The 18,781-nt window shown below is 38.0% G+C and carries 20 protein-coding genes, 1 tRNA gene and 1 riboswitch; of the genes, 18 read left to right on the forward strand and 3 right to left on the reverse strand.

The annotated features are described in order from the left end of the window. From T323_RS0119135 to T323_RS28535, 10 genes are all read left to right on the forward strand, one after another. Complete coding sequence (locus T323_RS0119135) at positions 1-963, forward strand: ROK family glucokinase (protein ID WP_026674720.1); 963 nt, start codon at positions 1-3, stop codon at positions 961-963. 84 nt (positions 964-1,047) lie between these two features. Continuing rightward, positions 1,048-2,466: an aspartate ammonia-lyase gene (gene aspA / locus T323_RS0119140; protein ID WP_026674721.1), complete on the forward strand. Its 1,419-nt coding sequence runs from the start codon at positions 1,048-1,050 to the stop codon at positions 2,464-2,466. A 377-nt stretch (positions 2,467-2,843) separates the two neighbouring features. Next, positions 2,844-3,968: a YqgU-like beta propeller domain-containing protein gene (locus T323_RS0119145; protein ID WP_026674722.1), complete on the forward strand. Its 1,125-nt coding sequence runs from the start codon at positions 2,844-2,846 to the stop codon at positions 3,966-3,968. 42 nt (positions 3,969-4,010) lie between these two features. Then, positions 4,011-4,112: riboswitch (TPP riboswitch) on the forward strand. A 68-nt stretch (positions 4,113-4,180) separates the two neighbouring features. Further along, on the forward strand, positions 4,181-4,813 hold the full coding sequence (gene thiE, locus T323_RS0119155; RefSeq protein WP_026674723.1) for a thiamine phosphate synthase: 633 nt from the start codon (positions 4,181-4,183) through the stop codon (positions 4,811-4,813). Beyond that, positions 4,810-5,007: a sulfur carrier protein ThiS gene (gene thiS / locus T323_RS0119160; protein WP_026674724.1), complete on the forward strand. Its 198-nt coding sequence runs from the start codon at positions 4,810-4,812 to the stop codon at positions 5,005-5,007. Before thiE ends, thiS begins: the two co-directional genes overlap by 4 nt. Positions 5,008-5,012: 5 nt before the next feature. Then, positions 5,013-5,792 carry a thiazole synthase gene (locus T323_RS0119165; RefSeq protein ID WP_026674725.1) on the forward strand — a complete coding sequence of 260 codons (780 nt, stop codon included), beginning with the start codon at positions 5,013-5,015 and terminating at the stop codon, positions 5,790-5,792. A gap of 21 nt (positions 5,793-5,813) precedes the next feature. Continuing rightward, the gene (gene thiO / locus T323_RS0119170) at positions 5,814-6,923 is read left to right on the forward strand and encodes a glycine oxidase ThiO (protein WP_026674726.1); all 1,110 of its coding nucleotides are present in this window, start codon (positions 5,814-5,816) and stop codon (positions 6,921-6,923) included. A 9-nt stretch (positions 6,924-6,932) separates the two neighbouring features. Further along, the gene (gene thiD, locus T323_RS0119175; RefSeq protein WP_026674727.1) at positions 6,933-7,736 is read left to right on the forward strand and encodes a bifunctional hydroxymethylpyrimidine kinase/phosphomethylpyrimidine kinase; all 804 of its coding nucleotides are present in this window, start codon (positions 6,933-6,935) and stop codon (positions 7,734-7,736) included. 29 nt (positions 7,737-7,765) lie between these two features. Then, complete coding sequence (locus T323_RS0119180) at positions 7,766-8,362, forward strand: hypothetical protein (RefSeq protein ID WP_026674728.1); 597 nt, start codon at positions 7,766-7,768, stop codon at positions 8,360-8,362. Positions 8,363-8,383: 21 nt separating this feature from the next. Further along, positions 8,384-9,496 (forward strand): MTH1187 family thiamine-binding protein, encoded by a 1,113-nt coding sequence (locus T323_RS28535; protein ID WP_084309332.1) that lies wholly within the window; start codon positions 8,384-8,386, stop codon positions 9,494-9,496. Between the two features lie 38 nt (positions 9,497-9,534). On the opposite strand, the gene T323_RS0119190 is transcribed toward T323_RS28535, so the two are convergent. Next, positions 9,535-9,609, reverse strand: a tRNA-Gln gene (locus tag T323_RS0119190). A 96-nt stretch (positions 9,610-9,705) separates the two neighbouring features. On the opposite strand from T323_RS0119190, the gene T323_RS0119195 reads away from it, so the two are divergent. The 3 genes from T323_RS0119195 (at position 9,706) to T323_RS0119210 (ending at position 11,720) form a co-directional block, all read left to right on the forward strand. Then, positions 9,706-10,155 (forward strand): GNAT family N-acetyltransferase, encoded by a 450-nt coding sequence (locus T323_RS0119195; protein ID WP_035179324.1) that lies wholly within the window; start codon positions 9,706-9,708, stop codon positions 10,153-10,155. 548 nt (positions 10,156-10,703) lie between these two features. Then, a complete protein-coding gene (gene lepB, locus T323_RS0119205; RefSeq protein WP_051556620.1) occupies positions 10,704-11,315 on the forward strand; it encodes a signal peptidase I in 612 nt (203 codons plus the stop codon). A 207-nt stretch (positions 11,316-11,522) separates the two neighbouring features. Further along, positions 11,523-11,720: a hypothetical protein gene (locus T323_RS0119210; protein ID WP_035179327.1), complete on the forward strand. Its 198-nt coding sequence runs from the start codon at positions 11,523-11,525 to the stop codon at positions 11,718-11,720. Between the two features lie 3 nt (positions 11,721-11,723). On the opposite strand, the gene pdxR is transcribed toward T323_RS0119210, so the two are convergent. Then, positions 11,724-13,124, reverse strand: a complete 1,401-nt coding sequence (gene pdxR / locus T323_RS0119215) for a MocR-like pyridoxine biosynthesis transcription factor PdxR (RefSeq protein ID WP_026674733.1) — start codon at positions 13,122-13,124, stop codon at positions 11,724-11,726. A 137-nt stretch (positions 13,125-13,261) separates the two neighbouring features. Between pdxR and T323_RS0119220 the strand changes: the two genes are divergently transcribed. From T323_RS0119220 to T323_RS0119235, 4 genes are all read left to right on the forward strand, one after another. After that, entirely contained in the window at positions 13,262-13,708 is a 447-nt protein-coding gene (locus tag T323_RS0119220; protein WP_026674734.1) for a GNAT family N-acetyltransferase, read from the forward strand. 16 nt (positions 13,709-13,724) lie between these two features. Beyond that, positions 13,725-14,987, forward strand: coding sequence for an MFS transporter (locus T323_RS0119225; RefSeq protein WP_308417663.1), 1,263 nt, complete (start codon positions 13,725-13,727; stop codon positions 14,985-14,987). 235 nt (positions 14,988-15,222) lie between these two features. Next, the gene (locus T323_RS0119230) at positions 15,223-16,680 is read left to right on the forward strand and encodes a serine hydrolase domain-containing protein (RefSeq protein WP_026674736.1); all 1,458 of its coding nucleotides are present in this window, start codon (positions 15,223-15,225) and stop codon (positions 16,678-16,680) included. A gap of 11 nt (positions 16,681-16,691) precedes the next feature. Next, entirely contained in the window at positions 16,692-17,015 is a 324-nt protein-coding gene (locus tag T323_RS0119235; RefSeq protein WP_026674737.1) for a DUF3784 domain-containing protein, read from the forward strand. Positions 17,016-17,182: 167 nt separating this feature from the next. Here the strand turns inward: T323_RS0119235 and T323_RS0119240 are convergent, their stop codons facing one another. Beyond that, positions 17,183-17,950, reverse strand: a complete 768-nt coding sequence (locus tag T323_RS0119240) for a glycoside hydrolase family 25 protein (RefSeq protein WP_245613750.1) — start codon at positions 17,948-17,950, stop codon at positions 17,183-17,185. Between the two features lie 364 nt (positions 17,951-18,314). On the opposite strand from T323_RS0119240, the gene T323_RS0119245 reads away from it, so the two are divergent. Next, positions 18,315-18,740 carry a DUF3139 domain-containing protein gene (locus tag T323_RS0119245; RefSeq protein WP_051556621.1) on the forward strand — a complete coding sequence of 142 codons (426 nt, stop codon included), beginning with the start codon at positions 18,315-18,317 and terminating at the stop codon, positions 18,738-18,740. The last annotated feature ends 41 nt before the right edge of the window (positions 18,741-18,781 follow it).

Consider the following 18,781-nt stretch of genomic DNA (forward strand, 5'->3'; position numbering starts at 1 on the left):
ATGAGTAAATGGTTAGTAGGTGTGGATGTAGGGGGAACTACAATTAAAATGGCGTTCGTGTCAACAACAGGTGACATCGTTGACAAATGGGAAATCCCAACGAACAAGGAAGAGGGAGGCCGCTTTATTACAGAAGAAATTGCAGCATCCATCGAACAAAAAGTAACGGCATTAGGAGAAACAAAAGAAAAGCTCCAAGGAATTGGCATTGGTGCACCAGGTTTTATTGATATGGAAACAGGGTTTATTTTCCATGCAGTAAATATCGGATGGAGGGATTTTCCTCTTAAAGAAAGTTTAGTAGAAAAAACAGGACTACCTGTTACTGTAGACAATGATGCCAACATTGCGGCAATTGGTGAAATGTGGACCGGTGCTGGGGATGGAGCAAAGGATTTACTTTGTGTCACATTAGGAACAGGTGTAGGTGGCGGTATTGTCAGTAACGGAAATATTATTCACGGAGTAAACGGGATGGCTGGTGAAATTGGTCATATTACATCCATAGTTGAAGGTGGTGCAAAGTGTAATTGCGGAAAAACAGGTTGTCTTGAAACGATTGCCTCGGCTACAGGGATTGCACGTTTGGCAAAAGAAGGATTACCTAATCATCCAGATAGTTTTTTGCATGGTGTTTATGAAAGAAGTGGACAACTTACATCAAAAGATGTGTTTGACGCATTAGCACAGGAAGATTCGTTAGCGGTAGAAGTCATTGATGAAATGTGCTTTCATTTAGGTTTTGCGATTGCAAATATTGCCAACGCTGTAAATCCTGGTAAAATAGTGATAGGTGGAGGCGTTTCCAAAGCAGGAGATTTACTTCTTACCCCACTAAAACGTGAATTTTCTAGATTTGCTTTGCCGCGAGTGAAAGACGGGGCAGATTTTGCTATCGCAACACTAGGAAATGATGCAGGGGTTATTGGTGGAGCATGGCTAGCGAAAACAAACGCTTCTTAATTTATAAACATACTACACCATAGATTTCGGGTACCATATGATAAAGAGAATACGATTTGAGAGATCAATAAAGGGGAATCATTTATGACGGAATACCGAATTGAACGAGATTTATTAGGTGAAAAAGAAGTTCCAAAAGATGCGTATTATGGAATACAAACGATGCGAGCGAAAGAAAATTTCCCAATTACCGGATATCCACCCCATAAGGAGCTTATTCGTGCATTTGGCTATGTGAAAAAAGCGGCAGCATTAGCCAATGCCGATGTAGGTGGATTAAATAAGAAATTAGCAGATGCAATTGTAAAAGCGAGTGAAGAAGTGATCGCTGGAGATTTTGATGACCAATTTATCGTGGACTCCATTCAAGGTGGGGCAGGAACGTCATTTAATATGAATGCAAATGAAGTTATTGCAAATCGTGCCATTGAACACCTTGGTGGGAATAAAGGCGATTATATGAAATTGAGTCCAAACACTCACGTCAATATGGCGCAATCGACAAACGACGCATTTCCAACTGCCATTCATATTGCTTGTTTATCTTTAGCCAAAGGATTAACTGAATCACTTTCTGATTTAATTCAAGAATTTGAAAAAAAAGCAAAAGAGTTTGATTCCGTTATAAAAATGGGACGAACGCATTTACAAGATGCCGTTCCGATTCGACTAGGACAGGAATTTGGCGCGTATCGTCGTGTATTAACTCGTGATTTACAGCGAATTAAAGGATCGGTTAGTCACCTTTACGAAATTAATATGGGCGCTACAGCGGTTGGTACCGGATTAAATGCGAAACCAGAATATATTGAGAAGGTAGCAAAGCACTTGGCAGACATTACAAAGCTTCCGTTTCAAACAGCAGAAGATCTTGTAGATGCAACCCAAAATACAGATGCGTATACGGAACTGTCAAGTGCGTTAAAGATTTTAGCGATTAACTTATCGAAAATTGCAAACGACCTTCGTTTAATAAGTTCTGGTCCGAAAACAGGAATTAATGAAATTAACTTGCCACCTCGACAACCAGGATCATCCATTATGCCTGGAAAGGTAAATCCTGTCATGTGCGAAGTTATGAACCAAATATCCTTCCAGGTTATTGGAAATGATCATACGATTAGTCTTGCTTCTGAAGCCGGACAGCTTGAGTTAAATGTGATGGAACCTGTATTAGTTTTTAACCTACTGCAATCGCTTTCGATTTTACAAAATGGAATGACGGTCTTTAGAAAATATGCAATAGAAGGCATTACTGCAAATATTGAGCATTGTAGAAATATGGTAGAACGTAGTGTAGGGGTCATTACAGCGATTAATCCTCATGTTGGTTATGAGGTAGCCACACGTGTCGCGAAAGAAGCTCTTCAAGAAAATCGTTCGGTTCGTGAGATTTGCCTGGAGCGTGGCATTCTTTCAGAAGAAGAATTAAATGAAATCCTCGATCCAATTGAAATGACGAATCCTGGTATAGCGGGAGCAAAGTTTATTTATCGGAATTAATAACACGCGACGTTTGGACATGTATACTGCTATTTTATAAAAAATAAACAAAATTCTTTCCTTTTCGGACATATATTCCGTTACTTCCTGAAATTAAGGGGAAGATAACGGAACTCGTGTCCGATAGCCTTTTGCAAAAGGCATTTTCACTTGAAATAGCGGAACCAATGTCCGGTAATAAGAGAGCTTACCGAATCAATCTAAATAAAGGATGCCTCGTGCATCCTTTTTCTTTTTCTGCTTTAAACAAGAATTAGTCATTGTTGTTCTAAAAAAAAAATGAGATAATGTACTATATTTTGAAACGAAAGTCTGTAAATGACGTATGTATATATATTCAAGAACAGAAATAGAGGAAAAAAGGAGGGAGGAATCCAGTGGGACGGGTTATTGTAGGAATTTTAGTTGCTTGTGTAATAGTATTAACGGGCTGTCAAGGAAGCTTTCCTTATGCGAAAGACGCACCGCCCCTCCATTTGGATCCTCAAAGAAAAGCAGCAATTGGTGGCATTTCCATTGAACAATGGTTGCCATTTGAAGTCAATCCATTTAGTTTTGTTCAAGTGAGTGAATGGTTATCAGATCATGAACTGCTGCTCTTGTTTGATGAAAATGAAGTGTCTACTTTACAAAGGGCCAGTATTGAAACAGGAAATCAAGAAGATTTTTTTTCAGTAGAAGAACCGATACTTAAAGTGGAGGCAAATGCAGACCACTCCTTATTTGCGATTCAAACGGCATCCGAAGATTTTAAAGCTCCATTGTATGTAGTTGATCAGTCAGGCACTCTTATTTATGAAAATAATAATCTTGGTGAAGATTATAGTTTGTATTGGAATCCATACCATACAGATGAGATCATTATTGTATCATATTTACCAGATTGGGAATTTGAAGTCTATCATCTGTATGTAAACGAAAATCGCCTTCTCCCCCTTCCGATCGAGCAAACCTTTTTCCAATGGTTAGGGCCAACAAAGGTGGGATATTTAGATTGGCATCCGTATGAACCGAGTTTTGAAGCTCCATTAATGACTATTGATTTAGAGACGCAAGAAAGAAACAAAATGTTTGATGATGTTATTGCTGCTTTTTCTTTTGAGAATGACTACTATATGACAATTACAGTCGATGACCCAACAAATCCGATGTCAGTTTATACGTTCTACCAAGATGGGCATGTCTTATCTACATTGGAAGTCCCGAATTTAAATACCTATTCGGAACAATGGTGGATTCCATTCCATGATTTTGATGCTGAACATTATCAGTTTTATTATTTACGCCCATTTTATAGTGGTGATTTTTATGGATATGATGCAGGGTATCAACTTATGAAGTACGATATTTTAAAAGGAGAAGAAACAGCCGTTATCGAAGTAGACCAACATATTCCGATTAAGCTTGGCCCAAATGGACAATGGTTGTTAGTTGGCCATCAGTTTGACCAAATTGTAAATATTGAGAAAAAAGAAACTCAAGCGGTCATCGAACTCAAATAGTTGTATTCTAATGAGATTATGTCATAATAAAATAAAGACCAATTATATGACTAGGGGTGCCTATTGGCTGAGAAAAAGGAAGTTCCTTTTACCCTTGAACCTGATCTGGATCACCCCAGCGTAGGAAAGTCGACTAATGATGTTATTTGTTTAGCCGTAATCCACTCGTTGGGTACGGCTTTTCATATACGAAAAAAGGCAGGGATTAAAAGATGAGAGAATTTACATTATACGCAATTACAGGAGAACAATTTCATCCTGGTCGAAAGATGATTGATGTGATGGAAGAGGCGATTCTAGGTGGCGCTGATATTATTCAACTACGTGACAAGAAAAGCAGTAAGCGAGAAGTGCTACAAAAAGCAAAAGAGCTTCGTGCTTTAACGAAAAAACATGATGTCCTATTTATTGTGAATGATCATATTGATGTTGCTTTAGCTGTCGATGCAGATGGTATTCATATTGGACAAGATGACTTACCTTTAGAAGAGGCAAGAAAAATAGTAGGGCCAACAAAAATCATTGGGATTTCCACGCATGCGATAGAAGAAGCGCGTGAAGCCCAACAAAATGGAGCAGATTATATAGGAGTAGGTCCTGTATTTGAAACAAAAAGCAAAGAGGATGTAGTTGACCCTGTTACGACACAGTATGTGACCCAAGTGGCACAAGAAATTACGATTCCGTTTGTAGCAATTGGTGGGATTAAACTCCATAATGTCGATCAAGTCTTACAAGCTGGAGCTACTCGTATTTGTGCCATTAGTGAAATTGTCGGGGCAGACGATGTTAAAGGCGTTTGTGAGACATTTATAGAAAAGATAAAGGGTGAGAAGCAATCATGAAGTTAATCATTAATGGAGAGGACATGCAGCTTGATGTGAAAACGTTAGATGAAGTCGTGAAACATTATGGGCTGGAACAAAACTTAGTTGTAACAGAAGTAGATGGTACGATAATTGATAGAACAAATTGGTCAGAAACCGAATTGAAAGACGGGATGAAAATTGAACTCGTCCATTTTGTAGGAGGAGGATGATGAGCATGAAAAAAGATCCATTTATTATAGGAGGAAAAGAGTTATCCTCTCGTTTTTTTATTGGGACAGGACGTTACCCTAATCCATTCGTACAAAACGAAGCCATTAAAGCATCAGGGGCAGATGTGTTAACGTTTGCGATTCGTCGGGTCAACTTAGAATCTCCTGATGAGGATGCAATATTGCAACATATAGAAGGGCAGTCGTTTACGTACTTACCAAATACGTCAGGAGCAAAAACCGCAGAAGAAGCGATTCGAATTGCCCGATTAGCAAAAGCAAGCGGGTTAAGTGATTGGATTAAAGTCGAAATTAGTGTCAATGAAAAAACATTATTGCCTGACCCGATTGAAACGTTAAAGGCAACCGAAGTGTTAGCAAAAGAAGGCTTCACTGTTCTTCCATACACATCAGATGACCCTGTTTTATGCAAACGACTAGAAGAAGCGGGGGCTGCTGCGGTTATGCCTGGTGCGGCACCAATTGGGACAGGATTAGGGATTTTAAATCCATATAATTTATCGCTCATTGTGGAAGAAGCCAATGTGCCGATTATCGTTGATGCGGGGCTAGGTTCCGCTGGTGATGTAGCACAAGCGATGGAGCTCGGTGTTGATGGAGTGTTAATGAATACACCTGTTGCGAAAGCAAAAGACCCGGTTCGAATGGCGTTAGCGATGAAGCTGGCGATTGAAGCAGGGAGACATTCTTATTTAGCAGGACGAATTCAAAAGAAGCGGTATGCAACAGCAAGTAGTGCATTTGAATCATATATTTCAAAATAGGACATAAAAGAGGGATCGCAAATGGGAGAGCGTGTCGTCATTTTAGGTGGAGGAATTATCGGACTGGCATCAGCATTTGAATGCCAACGACGCGGACATGAAGTGACCATTGTCGAAAAAGTCAAGTGTGGTGGACAAGCAACAGGTGCAGCGGCGGGGATGTTAGCCCCATACTCTGAAATTGGGGAAGACCCTGATGATTTTTTTCGATTATGTTTAGAAAGCTTACACTTATATCCACAATGGCAGAAAGATATTAAAGATATTTCAAAGGTAAACTTTGAATATACAAATTCAGGAAGCTTGCATTGTGTTTATCATGAAGCTGATTTATTAGCGTTAGAAAGTCGCCAACAATGGCAAGGTGAATTTGGGGCGGATGCAACGATTTTATCTGGAGATGAACTGTTCCGATTGGAACCGGAACTATCAAAGGAAATTATCGCTGCGATGTATTATCCTGAAGAAAGTCATGTGTATGCTCCTGATTATGCGAAATCGTTGGAAGTCGCTTGTCGTAATCTTGGGGTCAATATTTATGATGAATTAGAAGAGGTTTCGATTACAAGTTGGCAAGAGGAGATTGAAGTTAAAGCAAAGGATGGCCGAACATTTACTGGTGACCGCCTTGTCATAAGTAGCGGGGCATGGTCAAAGGAATTGGAAGACACATTTGACATCTCGATTCCTGTTTACCCGATTCGCGGTCAAATTTGTGCGTATCCACTTCCTGTTGGAAAAGTAAAGCATATTATTTATACAAGTCAAGGTTATCTCGTACCAAAAGGAAATGGAACGATTGTTAATGGGGCGTCTGAAGATATTGCAGGTTTTCAAACGTCTGTTACAGATAAAGGGATTGCACGCCTTACAAATTGGAACAAGCATGTTCTTCCATTTCTAGAACAAGAAACACCATTCCATACTTGGGCAGGGTTACGTCCAGCAACACAAGATGGTTATCCATTGCTTGGACAACTTTCACATGCCCCACACATTATTTTTGCGACAGGACATTATCGAAACGGGATTTTATTAAGTCCTGTTACCGGTCATATTGTCGCTGATATTCTTGAACAAAAAAAAGAAAGAGTACCACTCGGACTTTTTCAGCCAGAGCGGTTTAGTTAAAGGAGGGTTATTATGTTTAAAGCATTAACAATTGCGGGGTCAGATAGTGGTGGTGGTGCTGGAATTCAAGCGGATTTAAAAACGTTTCAAGAGTTAGGTGTGTTTGGAACAAGTGCGATTACAGCTTTAACTGCTCAAAATACACTCGGGGTTCATGGTGTATATCCTCAGTCACTTGAGGCAATCGAAGCGCAAATTGACGCCGTTCTATCTGATATTGGAACAGATGCAGTGAAAACAGGAATGTTGTTTTCTGCTGATATTATTACACTTGTTGCCAAAAAAATGAAGCAATACGATGTGAAAAATATTGTCGTTGACCCAGTGATGATTGCAAAAGGTGGAGCTTCATTATTACAGGAAGAAGCGGTAGAAGCTCTTATTTCAGACTTACTACCGATTGCAACAGCGATTACTCCTAATTTACCAGAAGCCGCGAAAATTTTAGGGGTAAGTGAGATTTCTTCAGTAGAAGAAATGGAGCAAGTAGCCAAACAACTTCATGAGTTAGGACCGCAATATGTTGTATTAAAAGGTGGTCATCTGAACGAGGGTGATGCGACTGATGTTGTGTTTGATGGAATTGAGATTACATATTATAAACACGCGCGGATTGAAACGAAACATACACATGGTACTGGATGTACGTTTGCCGCTGCTCTAGCCGCCGAATTAGCAAAAGGAAAAGAAATTCAACAAGCAGTTGCAACTGCAAAGGAATTTATAACGGAAGCAATAACACATTCCTTAGCAATTGGAACGGGAATCGGACCAACAAACCATGCAGCATATAAACAAAAGAATAAGGGATAAACGTCTGTAGTTAGAGAGGTGATATAAATATGCTAAACGGAAATAAAGTTGTGATTATTTTACCTCTTCTTGTTGTAGCTTTCATTTTTTATGGTGGCTATTCGTATTGGCAGTCTATTGGAAGTGTGACAAATGAGGAATTAAGTCAATACGTGAATTTTGACCATAAGCTCGAGCCTAGAAATGACCAATTTATTTTAACGAGCGAGTGGGAATGGACAGAGATGCCAGCAGAAGGGTTAATTGGAACTGATTATATCGGGGTATCATTACTTGATGCAAACGGACAACAACTTGAAGATGTTTCATTTGCGAACGGAAAGATTGAATTGTTTTATGGAAACAAAATCATTTATGAAGCTGAAGGAACACTGCTTGAAAACGGATATATGTTTTCGTTTCCAAATGAAATGATTGAACACGAAACATTTGGAAATAACGGTCGAATTTCTGTTTCTTTTCAAACCTCTGACGATACAGAAGGTCATCGTGTATCCATTAGTTACCTTCATACATGGGGAGAACATGAACTGCTTCATATAGAGGATGCTCGATTCCTAACGACAAATGTAAATGAAGCAGCTATTCCGCATTGGATTTTAGAACAAACCGTTAATATCCCGTAACGCTTGAGAGGAGATAGGAAATTGTTAATTCGAGGTATTTCTTTTCAAAAAGGCGTTTTTTTTATCGGTAAAAACCATGTTTCATGCGCATACAATGATAACGGGAAATTGATTAAAGAATGGGTGAAGCCACTAGAGGCAAGTACGGCTTTCGTTATGGCAAAGTTAGTCTTCTTTTCGATGCCTCTATGGTATAAAATATTAACGGCTATCCTGATTATCTTAGTGTTCCTCCCGAAGCTAGGCCATGCCTTTTACCCAGATTTCATCCCGTTTTACGGGCTGCCAAATTATTTTTTGCTATATTATGCTTTTGGCACCCATTTTATTTTTCCGACACAATTAAAGAAATATCATGGTGCTGAGCATAAAGTATTTAGTGATAGAGGGATTAAAAGGATGGCTCGCCTGTATCAAATTCGGAAAGCAGCTATAACAAACCGTTTTTGTTCAACGAATCTCGTTGTTGTATATTTTTCGCTTGTTGCAGTTGGCAGTTTAGCTTTATCATTCCTATTTCCGCCGACACAAGCAATAATGTGGGCTTCGTATAGTGCTGTACTTATTAGTTCGCCTGTCAATAAGGCATTAAAATATCGTGGGCTAGCATGGGTTCGTTCCTATGTTTTAGCCGTATCCTATTTTTTACAAAAAAAAGTGACAACGATGGAACCAGATCGACATCATATGATTACCGCGATTCGTTCCTATCGTGGTTTAGCAAATGCAGAGTTTCCTGAAGCGTTAGTCGTAAAACGAAAACAAAAAGTGGAGGAAAAGAAAATGGCGATTGTCGATGTTACAATCATTCCAATTGGAACGGAAAATGCAAGTGTTAGCGAGTATGTCGCGGACATCCATCGTGTGTTAGAAGGGTATGGAGAGAAAATCAAATTTCAGTTAACACCGATGAGTACAATAATTGAAGGAGAATTACCTGTGTTGTTTGAAGTGATTCAAGCGATACATGAAGTTCCATTTAAAGCAGGTATTAACCGAGTGGCAACAAATATTCGCATTGATGACCGAAGAGACAAGCCTTCATCAATGGAAGGAAAAGTAGAAGCAGTTCAAACAAAAATAGCAGCAAAAAAACAAGAGGACGATGGCGCAAATAAAAACGAAGAATTATAAAAAAACAAGGGTGTCGCAAATGCGACACCCTCTATGTATGGCTGGGCTAGCTGGATTCGAACCAACGCATGACGGAGTCAAAGTCCGTTGCCTTACCGCTTGGCTATAGCCCACTGCCTCGCTGCTACATTTATATTATGGTCGGATCCGCGTTCTTTTATACAAAAAAATGTGCACTTTTTTAAAAGCAGAAAGTGAGGAAAAATTACATGCCTGAGCTTGAAATACACACACTAACGAAAGAAAATGAAGCTATCGCTCGTGCGATTATTTTGGAAGGTTTTTTAGAAAGGTTCGGTTTTATCGATCATTCCTTTAATCCCGACTTAAAAGACCTTGTAAATTCCTACACAAAAGACGGTTGCGTTTTTTTCACAGGTGCACATCATGGCGACATTGTTTGTACGGGAGCATTGCAAAAAGAAACAAACGAAACTGTTCGGATTGCAAGGATGTCGGTAAAAAAAGAGTGGCGACAAAGAGGATTCGCGAAAATAATGATAAAGCATTTAGAACAAAAGGCAAAGCAGTCTGGCTACAAAAACATTGTGTTAGAAACAAACCGCTCTTGGGAAAGTGCGATTTGTTTTTATAAAAAGGTTGGGTATCAAATCGAACACATTGATGAAAGTCAGTGTCACTTTTATAAAAAAATATAAAAAAACACCGCCATTTAATAAAGGCGGTGATTATGATGAAGATTTGAAAAATAACTTATATAAAGCGAAAATGCCCCATGTTAATAATGCAATACCAACTATAGCAGCTAGCACTAATCCACCAAAGAAAATGAAAGCCTCCATGAGTGTGTCACCCCCAAAAGAAAAAGGAATGTAGTGTTACCTTATCATATAATCTTTTCATTTTAAAGGGGCGGACAGTAGGCGGACTTTTGGTCTAGTAATTTTACATGATCTCTCTATTCTATTTTATTGAAAAATAGAATAAACTAGAAAAAAGAAATAAATTCCAATGCTATCATTGATAAATAGAAAGTATTCATGCTGGAACAGTGGAAACTTGTGATTCAACAATATTTTATTCAGCATTTAAGTTTTCTACCACCAGAACCGATTGTTTTTTATTTCATCTATCATGATAGGAATGGCGATGTATCCGTTATACTAATGTTTGGATAAGCATAGTATCTCAAAACAACTTTATATTTTACTAGAGTAAAAGATATATATATTAAAGGAGAAACGTTATGGGACAGAAAATTATGTTGGAAATGATCAGTTGGATAAAAGCGATTGTATTAGGGTTTGTTCTCGCTTTCCTTTTAAGTATTTTCATTATTCAACCATATGAAGTTGATGGAAGCTCAATGGAACCAACGTTAGAGGGAAGAAATGACTTGGATGAAACCTTGAAGGGAGACCGAGTGATTACATATAAAACACCATATATATTGGGGGCTTCCCCTGAGTTTGGTGATGTTATTGTCATCGATAGTCGTGTGAACGAAGAGCGTACACTCCAGGATCTTTTATTAGACAGTCCAATGATTTCAACATTAACAAGACAGAAACAGAAGCATATTTGGATTAAACGTGTCATCGGGGAGCCAGGTGATATTATTGAAATTAAAGATGGAGTCGTCTATCGCAATGGGAGCATGATTGAAGAAGAGTATATAAAAGAAGAAATCTATGGTGAATTAGAAGCAACAACAGTCCCTGAAGATATGATTTTTGTAATGGGAGATAATCGTAATGGGAGTACAGATAGTAGAAACATCGGACCGGTTCCAATTGATCATGTGATTGGCAAAGTCATTTTACGATATTTTCCGTTTGATAAAATTGGGCAACTGTAACGTTGTTGCGTTCGGACATCAATTCCGTTATTTGAGCAAATTTTAACGAATTTTAAATGTAAACGGACATCAGTTCCGCTAATCTCCAAAAAAGGCGAGTGAACCAGCTTGCTTTTAAGAAATAACGGAACAAATGTCCGATAGGGTTTTAAAATGTAAGCAATTCACAATAATAGCGGAACATATGTCCGAAACGGAGGTAACATGATGGCAAAACGACCGGCAAACCCTAAAAAAGAAAAATGGCGATTGTATGATACTATCGTTTCAGGAGGGCTTTTTGGCCTTTTTGCTGACAGTGAAGAAGCAAGGCAAAAGCAAGATGGAAAAAAGTTCAATCAATTAGTGTTTGGTTCGTTACTTGGTATTGTTTTTACAGTTGCGCTTTTTTACATTGTTTTATAATCTCTAAAGCCAAGCTTGCTTCAGCCGATTTACCCCATCAACGATTTGCGCTTTCGTTAATCCCCCGAATCCAAGTTGAATCATTGGCTTTTGATGTGTTGATGGATTAATCATATGTCGGGATACGGGATACACTGCAACCCGTTGCCGAACAGCCCTTTCTATTAATTCTTCCTCTGTCATCCCGTTTTCAATTTCTAATAAAATGTGCAAACCTGCCTCTTTTCCTCGTATGATTACCCGATTACGAAACTGGTTTTCAATTTCTGCAATAAGCACAGCTTGTTTTTTCTGATAAATTGTACGCATTTTTCGAATATGGCTATCCCAATGACCTTGTTTCATAAACTCAGTAAGCGTAAGTTGACTAAGCAAAGGAACGGGCTGGTCAAATAAGCGGAACATTTGTTTATATCGTGCAAGCAACGGAAAAGGTAGAATCATATATCCCATTCTAAGCGAGGGAAGAAACGATTTTGATAAACTGCCTAAGTAAACAACTTTGTTATGCTGGTCTAAGCCTTGCAAAGCTGGAATCGGCTTTCCGACATAACGAAACTCTCCATCGTAATCATCCTCAATAATGATGCCATTCTTTTCTTGTGCCCATTCTAATAATTGCAATCTTCTTTTTAATGGCATGACCATCCCACAAGGAAATTGATGAGATGGGGTAATATAGGCGATCGTTGCGTTACTCTTCATTAAGTCATCCACTCTCATCCCCCCATCGTCTAGCGGAATTGGGATAAGAGGAAGATGATGATTATAAAAAACAGCACGTACCCCGTCATATCCAGGATCCTCTATTGCGGCTATACTGTCGTTTCGTAAAAGCTGAGCTAAAACCCCAATTACATGTTGAATGCCAGCACCAATGACGATTTGGTCTGGTGAGCAATGAACACCTCTTGCAAAATGTAAATAAGTTGCGAGTTGCTGACGTAAGTCAAATTCTCCTTGTGGGTCTCCATAGGTAAACAATTGCTGTTGGTCGGGATGAAGAAATTGTAGCGTTAATTTCCGCCAAACCGAGGAAGGGAAATGTTCTGAATCTACAGTGCCATAGCGAAAATCAATGTCGATGGTTGAAGGCTCCTGTGCTTGTTGACTTCTACTCTCATAAGGAGGAGCTGGTGTAAGGGGAATAGTCGATGTTAGATCCACGACAAACAGGCCACTACGAGGTTTGCTTTCAACATAACCTTCGATGAGTAATTGATGATAGCCGGCTTCCACTGTATTTCGACTTACATTTAAATATTGATGTAATTGTCTTATCGATGGCAAACGACTGTTTGCTGGGATAGCCCCTGATATGATTTCCGCTTTTATATATTGGTATAACTGAACATAAAGAGGTTCTTTCTTGCTCTTTTGTAAAATGGGAGTAATCTCTAGCATCGTGCATTCTCTCCTTATCTAAAATCTGATCCTAAAAAAATGAAGTCAACTGTCACTATAAATGAGGACAAAACAAGAATACAATCATTATATCAAAATGCAACAAACAAAAGGATCATTTTAGGAGAGTGGGTTTAATGGAATCTGTAATCGTAAGAAAAGCTAAAAAGGAAGATCAACAACAGCTATTGGCACTTATGAATGAGTATATTGTCGACTTTTATAACTGCCCCAAACCAGCCGGTGAAAAACTTGAACGACTTGTTCTGCAATTACTTGAAAGAGAAATTGGGTTTCAATTTATTGCTGAAGTTAATGGAAACCTTGTTGGCTTTGCGACACTTTATTTCTCATTTAGTACAACAAAAGCAGAGCAAATTGTTGTGATGAATGACTTATATGTTATAGAACCTTGGCGAGGTAAAGGGGTGGCAAAGTTATTATTTGAAGCATGTTTCGCTTATAAAGTAAACAACGGTTTTGCCACAATGATGTGGGAGACGGCGGAAACGAATAAACGAGCACAACGGTTTTATGAAAAAATGGGTGGAAAAAAAGGCGATTGGATTATGTATTCTATTTAAATGAGAAGGTTGAGGTATGAGAATGAGAAAAATACACTATGGCTGGATTATCCTTTGTCTTTGTTTCTTGGCTTTACTAGCGGTACAAGGAGTACGATTATCGTTTGGCGCTTTTATTCCATCATGGGAGCAAGAATTTTCAACAACAAGAGCAAACATTTCTCTTATTGCAACCGTTAGTTTTATCGTTTATGGAATATCGCAACCTATTTTAGGAAAGCTCATTGATACGTTTGGTGTTCGAAAAATATTAGCTTATAGTGCATTTGTAGTTGGATTGAGTACGCTCCTTACTTTTTTTGTAACTTCCTTTTGGCAAATCATCATTCTTTATGGTATCGTCGCCTCGATTGGTTTTGGTGGAGCTTCAAATGTAGCAGCAGCAGTGGCGGTTACAAATTGGTTTCAGCACAAAAAAGGGCTTGCTCTTGGCATGATGACAGCAGGGATGAGTGCGGGACAGCTAGTCATAGTCCCGTTATGTTTGTATTTAATTGATTGGTTGGACTGGAAAATGACCGTACTAATACTAGGCAGTTTTTTGTTGCTTGTCATTTTTCCACTTTTGCTTCTTTTTTTACGAACATCACCATTAGAAATGGGGATAGAACCTTATGGGGGAATCAAGAACGAGCAAAAACAAGCTAGAAAAGTAGTAGAAAGAACTCCGAAGATATCGACTTTTTCTATAGTATTCTCCAAATCTTTTGTGTTCCTAGCTTTACCTTTTTTGATTTGTGGTTATACAACAACAGGTCTAATTGATACACATTTAATCTCTTTTTCTCATCATCACGGGTTTTCAATAGGGGTAACGGGAGCTGCAGTTGGATTACTAGCCGCATTTAATATTATAGGGACATTATCTTCGGGCATCATTGCCGATAGATTTAGTAACCGAAAATTTTTGGCGATCCTTTATGCTTTACGGTCGGTCACGATTTTACTATTGCTAATAACTGATCAATGGCTATTACTTTTGGTGTTTGCTGTAACGTTTGGCCTTGTTGATTTTGCAACGGTCACACCAACAACGATGTTAGCGTCTGATCTGTTTTCTAAACACTCACTTGGACTCGTCTTAGGGTTATTATCATTATGTCATCAACTAGGATCAGCGCTAGGAGCTTATATTCCGGCGTTGCTATATGACATAACAGGGGGATATGGAATGGCCTTGCTATCTGCTATTGTTTTACTCCTTATTGCATCTTTCATGAATTTAGCCCTACCAAAAGAGGCTCGTGAAATTGAAAAAACTAGTAATCTTGTTAGTTGACTGAGTATCCAAGTCAATGGTCATGATAAAGTAATGCTTAAATAAAACGAGTCCTAGGTGTGGATGGGACTCGTTACTATTTTCCTTCGTCAATGTGCGACTTTTTAGCTGTAATGAAAAGATTGTTTTATAACTAAAGGATTTCGCATAATATAAATCGAAAAAGAGTAAAACCAAATTTTTACTTTTCATAGACCAAGAGGTGAGCCCAATTCGAAATTATGTTGTAATCCTAATGATGAGTGTTTTACTCTTTTTTGTTTTCATGCAAGAAGTTAGTGTGTCGGCTTCAGAAGAAATAAATGAAAAGATAGAAAAACTTAAAGTTGAAATTACTCAAACGATGGAGGAACATAATATTCCGGGAATGGCTGTGGCTATCGTCGACAAGCATGGTTTCATTTATACTGAAGGGTTTGGTTATAGTAATAGTGAAAAAAGAGTGGCAAAAATTGATGAAGAGACAAACTTTCATTTAGGTTCATTATCAAAGGTCTTTACTTCGATTGCTGTTTTGCAGCTTTATGAAAAAGAAAAGCTAAATCTTGACACAGCAGTAGTTCATTATTTGCCATGGTTTCCGTTTAATGAAATCACTGTTAAACACTTGTTGCAACATTCAAGTGGTCTCCCTGGAAGGTTAAATGTCCATGATATTTCAAACGTTAATCCAGAGGAAATAACGGAAATGATGGAAGCTAAGCTTAAAGATGTATCTTTGGTTGGTAAACCGGGTGAGGTCTATGAATATACAAACATGAACACGGATTTGTTACAACGGATCGTAGAAGAAGTTACAAATGAAAGCTTTCCAAACTATATGGAAACCAATGTGTTTCATCCACTACATATGCATCGAACAGGCTATTATACATTTAATAGTGACCATCTCCGGAACACAGCCGATGGTCATCGTTATCATTGGGGAAAGCTAAAGCCTTACGACGAACAACTCGTGTACGCGACATCTAGTTCGGCTGGGCTATCCTCTAATGCTACTGATCTGGCTAACTTCTTGTTCTTTCTTTTGCAAGAGGAAAAGGGACATATGCTTGTGACTCAAGATAGTATTGATGAAATGTTTCGTCCAAATCAGTATGGGCTAGGAATGAATTGGTTTATTTTCCCCCACAATATAACTATGGATGGAGGTTTACCAGGCTTCACGACATCAATGGTGCTCTCAGCAGATCGGTCATTTGGGTTGGTCTTATTAGCAAATTCAAAGCAAGACGTTACATTAGATACTAGTTTTAATTTGTATAAAATATTAGAAGGTACAGATCCAACACCATTATTATCCTCGAATTATCCTAAAGTAAGCAGTGAGGCGAAAACAGTTCTTTTTGCCATTATGATTCTTTTTGTTAGTTTAGCTTATGTAGTTGGAATGACAAGCTATCGAATGGTAAAAGGAGAACGAAGGCTTTTTTTTAAAGTGCCAAGTCGAAAAGAATCCGTTCACTTCATGGTGGTTTTATTATTATACTTGAGTATCATCTATTATATTTATGTCATCCTTCCTTTTTATATCGGAGTTCCGTCACTATTTGAATTTAAGAAAGAACCAGATTTTACAAGTGGTCTTGCGATTTTTTCTGTTCTTTATACGGTTTTCTCGGTCGTTTTGTTTTGGCACATTCTTTTTGTGAATAAGGTAGAAAACAATCATAAAGCAAATAAAATTATATAAGGGAGGAAGCTATGATCGTAACGATTATTATTATGTCTATATTTCTAGTCTTAGGTGTTATTTTATCGACTGGAAGAGGAGGATTTCTTATCGCAGGATATAACACGATGCCAAAAGAGGAGAAAGAAAACATTGATACAGTCGCCTTATGCAAGTTTATGGGGAAAATGATGTTTGCTTTTTCATTCAGTCTTGTCTTATGGATTATAAGTGAGGTTTATGAGATAAAGTGGTTGTTTACTTTAGGTCTTCTTACCGTTTTTGTATTAGTCATCTTTACAGTTGTATATGTGAATACTAGTCAGCGTTTTAGAAAGCAAAATGAGGAGAAATAATATATGTTTATCAGATGGAGTTTATTTCTTACGGACATAGGTTCCGCTATTTCATAGAAAAAAACCTGTAATCGCTAGAAAATCAAGTAATAACGGAACAGATGTCCGATACGTTTAATTGAGGAGATGTTTTTTGTAAAATAGCGGAATGAATGTCCAATACGAGCTCACTTCTTATAGCCATAATCAGCAAATTCTTGTTTACTGCCTGAAAATACATTGACATCAATAAATTTTTCTTCGCCGTTGTAGCCTTCTAGCTTTTCCCTATCTGTATATTGCCAAAATGTCCACTCTCGATTATCTGGTAAAGATGGAGGTTGAAAAACATCCCTTATCCATATATCACATTGTTGAAATTCATCTTTAATGAATAAGTCGTATGCTTTATTCGTTGTGTAAAGAATAACTCGCTTCCCATAGTGCTCTTCTAATAAGTCAATCATAACTGTAAGTTCACGCACGACATCTGCACGGTCTGGTAGATTTTTTTCTTTATCACCATAAAACTCAACATCAATAACCGGTGGTAAGGCACTCTCGTCAATAGGGACCGTTTTTATAAAGTTTTCCGCTTGTGTATCCCCGCCACTATCATAACTGAAAAAGTGATAAGCACCCATTCGTAATGGCGTGTTGTTTGCGTATTCCCAGTTTTTCTTGAAATATCGGTCGACAAAAGAACTTCCTTCTGTAGCTTTAATAAAAGCAAATGACAATCCTTGTCTTTGCAGGTGGTCCCAATCAATGTCACCTTGATAAGCAGATACGTCTACTCCTTTTACAGGGTATTCATTGGCACGGGATGCATTCGGAATGATAATCCCTTCATACCAAAGGAAAACAAGAAGTGCTATCACTGTTAGGAAAAATAAAGCTAAGATGTATCCTCGTTTTGGCGTTTTTCGTTTTTTAAAAGAATACTTCATGTCCATGTCACTACACCAGCCTTTGTCAAATAAAAGTACTCTTCTTATATTACCATAAAAATACAAATTGGATTTCAATTAAATATAAAGTTGACAAAACTCTCTATAGGTGTAATATTACACTTATAGAGAGTTTTTTTAAAAAGATAAGAAGGAAATAAGAGATAAACGTTACTTTAATGAGGGAGTATAAAAATTTTGGTATCGCAATGAAGCTTTGGAAGCTTATTCTAGAAGAGCGAAGGCTGCGCACCTGCGCGTTTCACCCCAAGAAGAGCACTTGGGGTTCACTGTCAAAAGCGGGCAGGGCTCCGCACTTCGCTTGAAACGAAAGACGCTCCCGCTTTTTTCTTAGAAAGGAAGGGTTCTTATGAAATTGTATGTGAAACGTTATTTTCTTGAAGTTTTGTTTTTTAGCATCATTGGCCTCGTATTATTGACTTTCTTTATTATGGTTTATTTAATAAACAATGGTAATCCATATGAAAATTATATCATCACAACCTATGTGCCCACTTATTTAGAAGAACAAGGATATGAAGAAGGACAAATACGAAAACAACATCCAGCCACTCCGAAACATCCGATTAATAAAAGTGTTTATCAAACGCAGTATAATGTTGTATTTGATGATGAACCTCATATTACTTATGTATTTGGTGTAACAAGAAAAGGAAAAGAAGTCGTGCAATTTTGTGAAAAAGAAATAAATGCTCAAGTCATGACGGACTTTACAACGAAAGATACGAAACATGCTGAAAAAGAGTGTATTGGGTATTTGGAGAATCGAGATTGAAGTTAAATGGAGATATAAAAAGGACATTCTATCTCCTTGAG

This window comes from Alkalihalobacillus bogoriensis ATCC BAA-922, assembly GCF_000621445.1.
In the GTDB taxonomy this organism is placed as follows: Bacteria; Bacillota; Bacilli; order Bacillales; family Bacillaceae_F; genus Bacillus_AO; species Bacillus_AO bogoriense.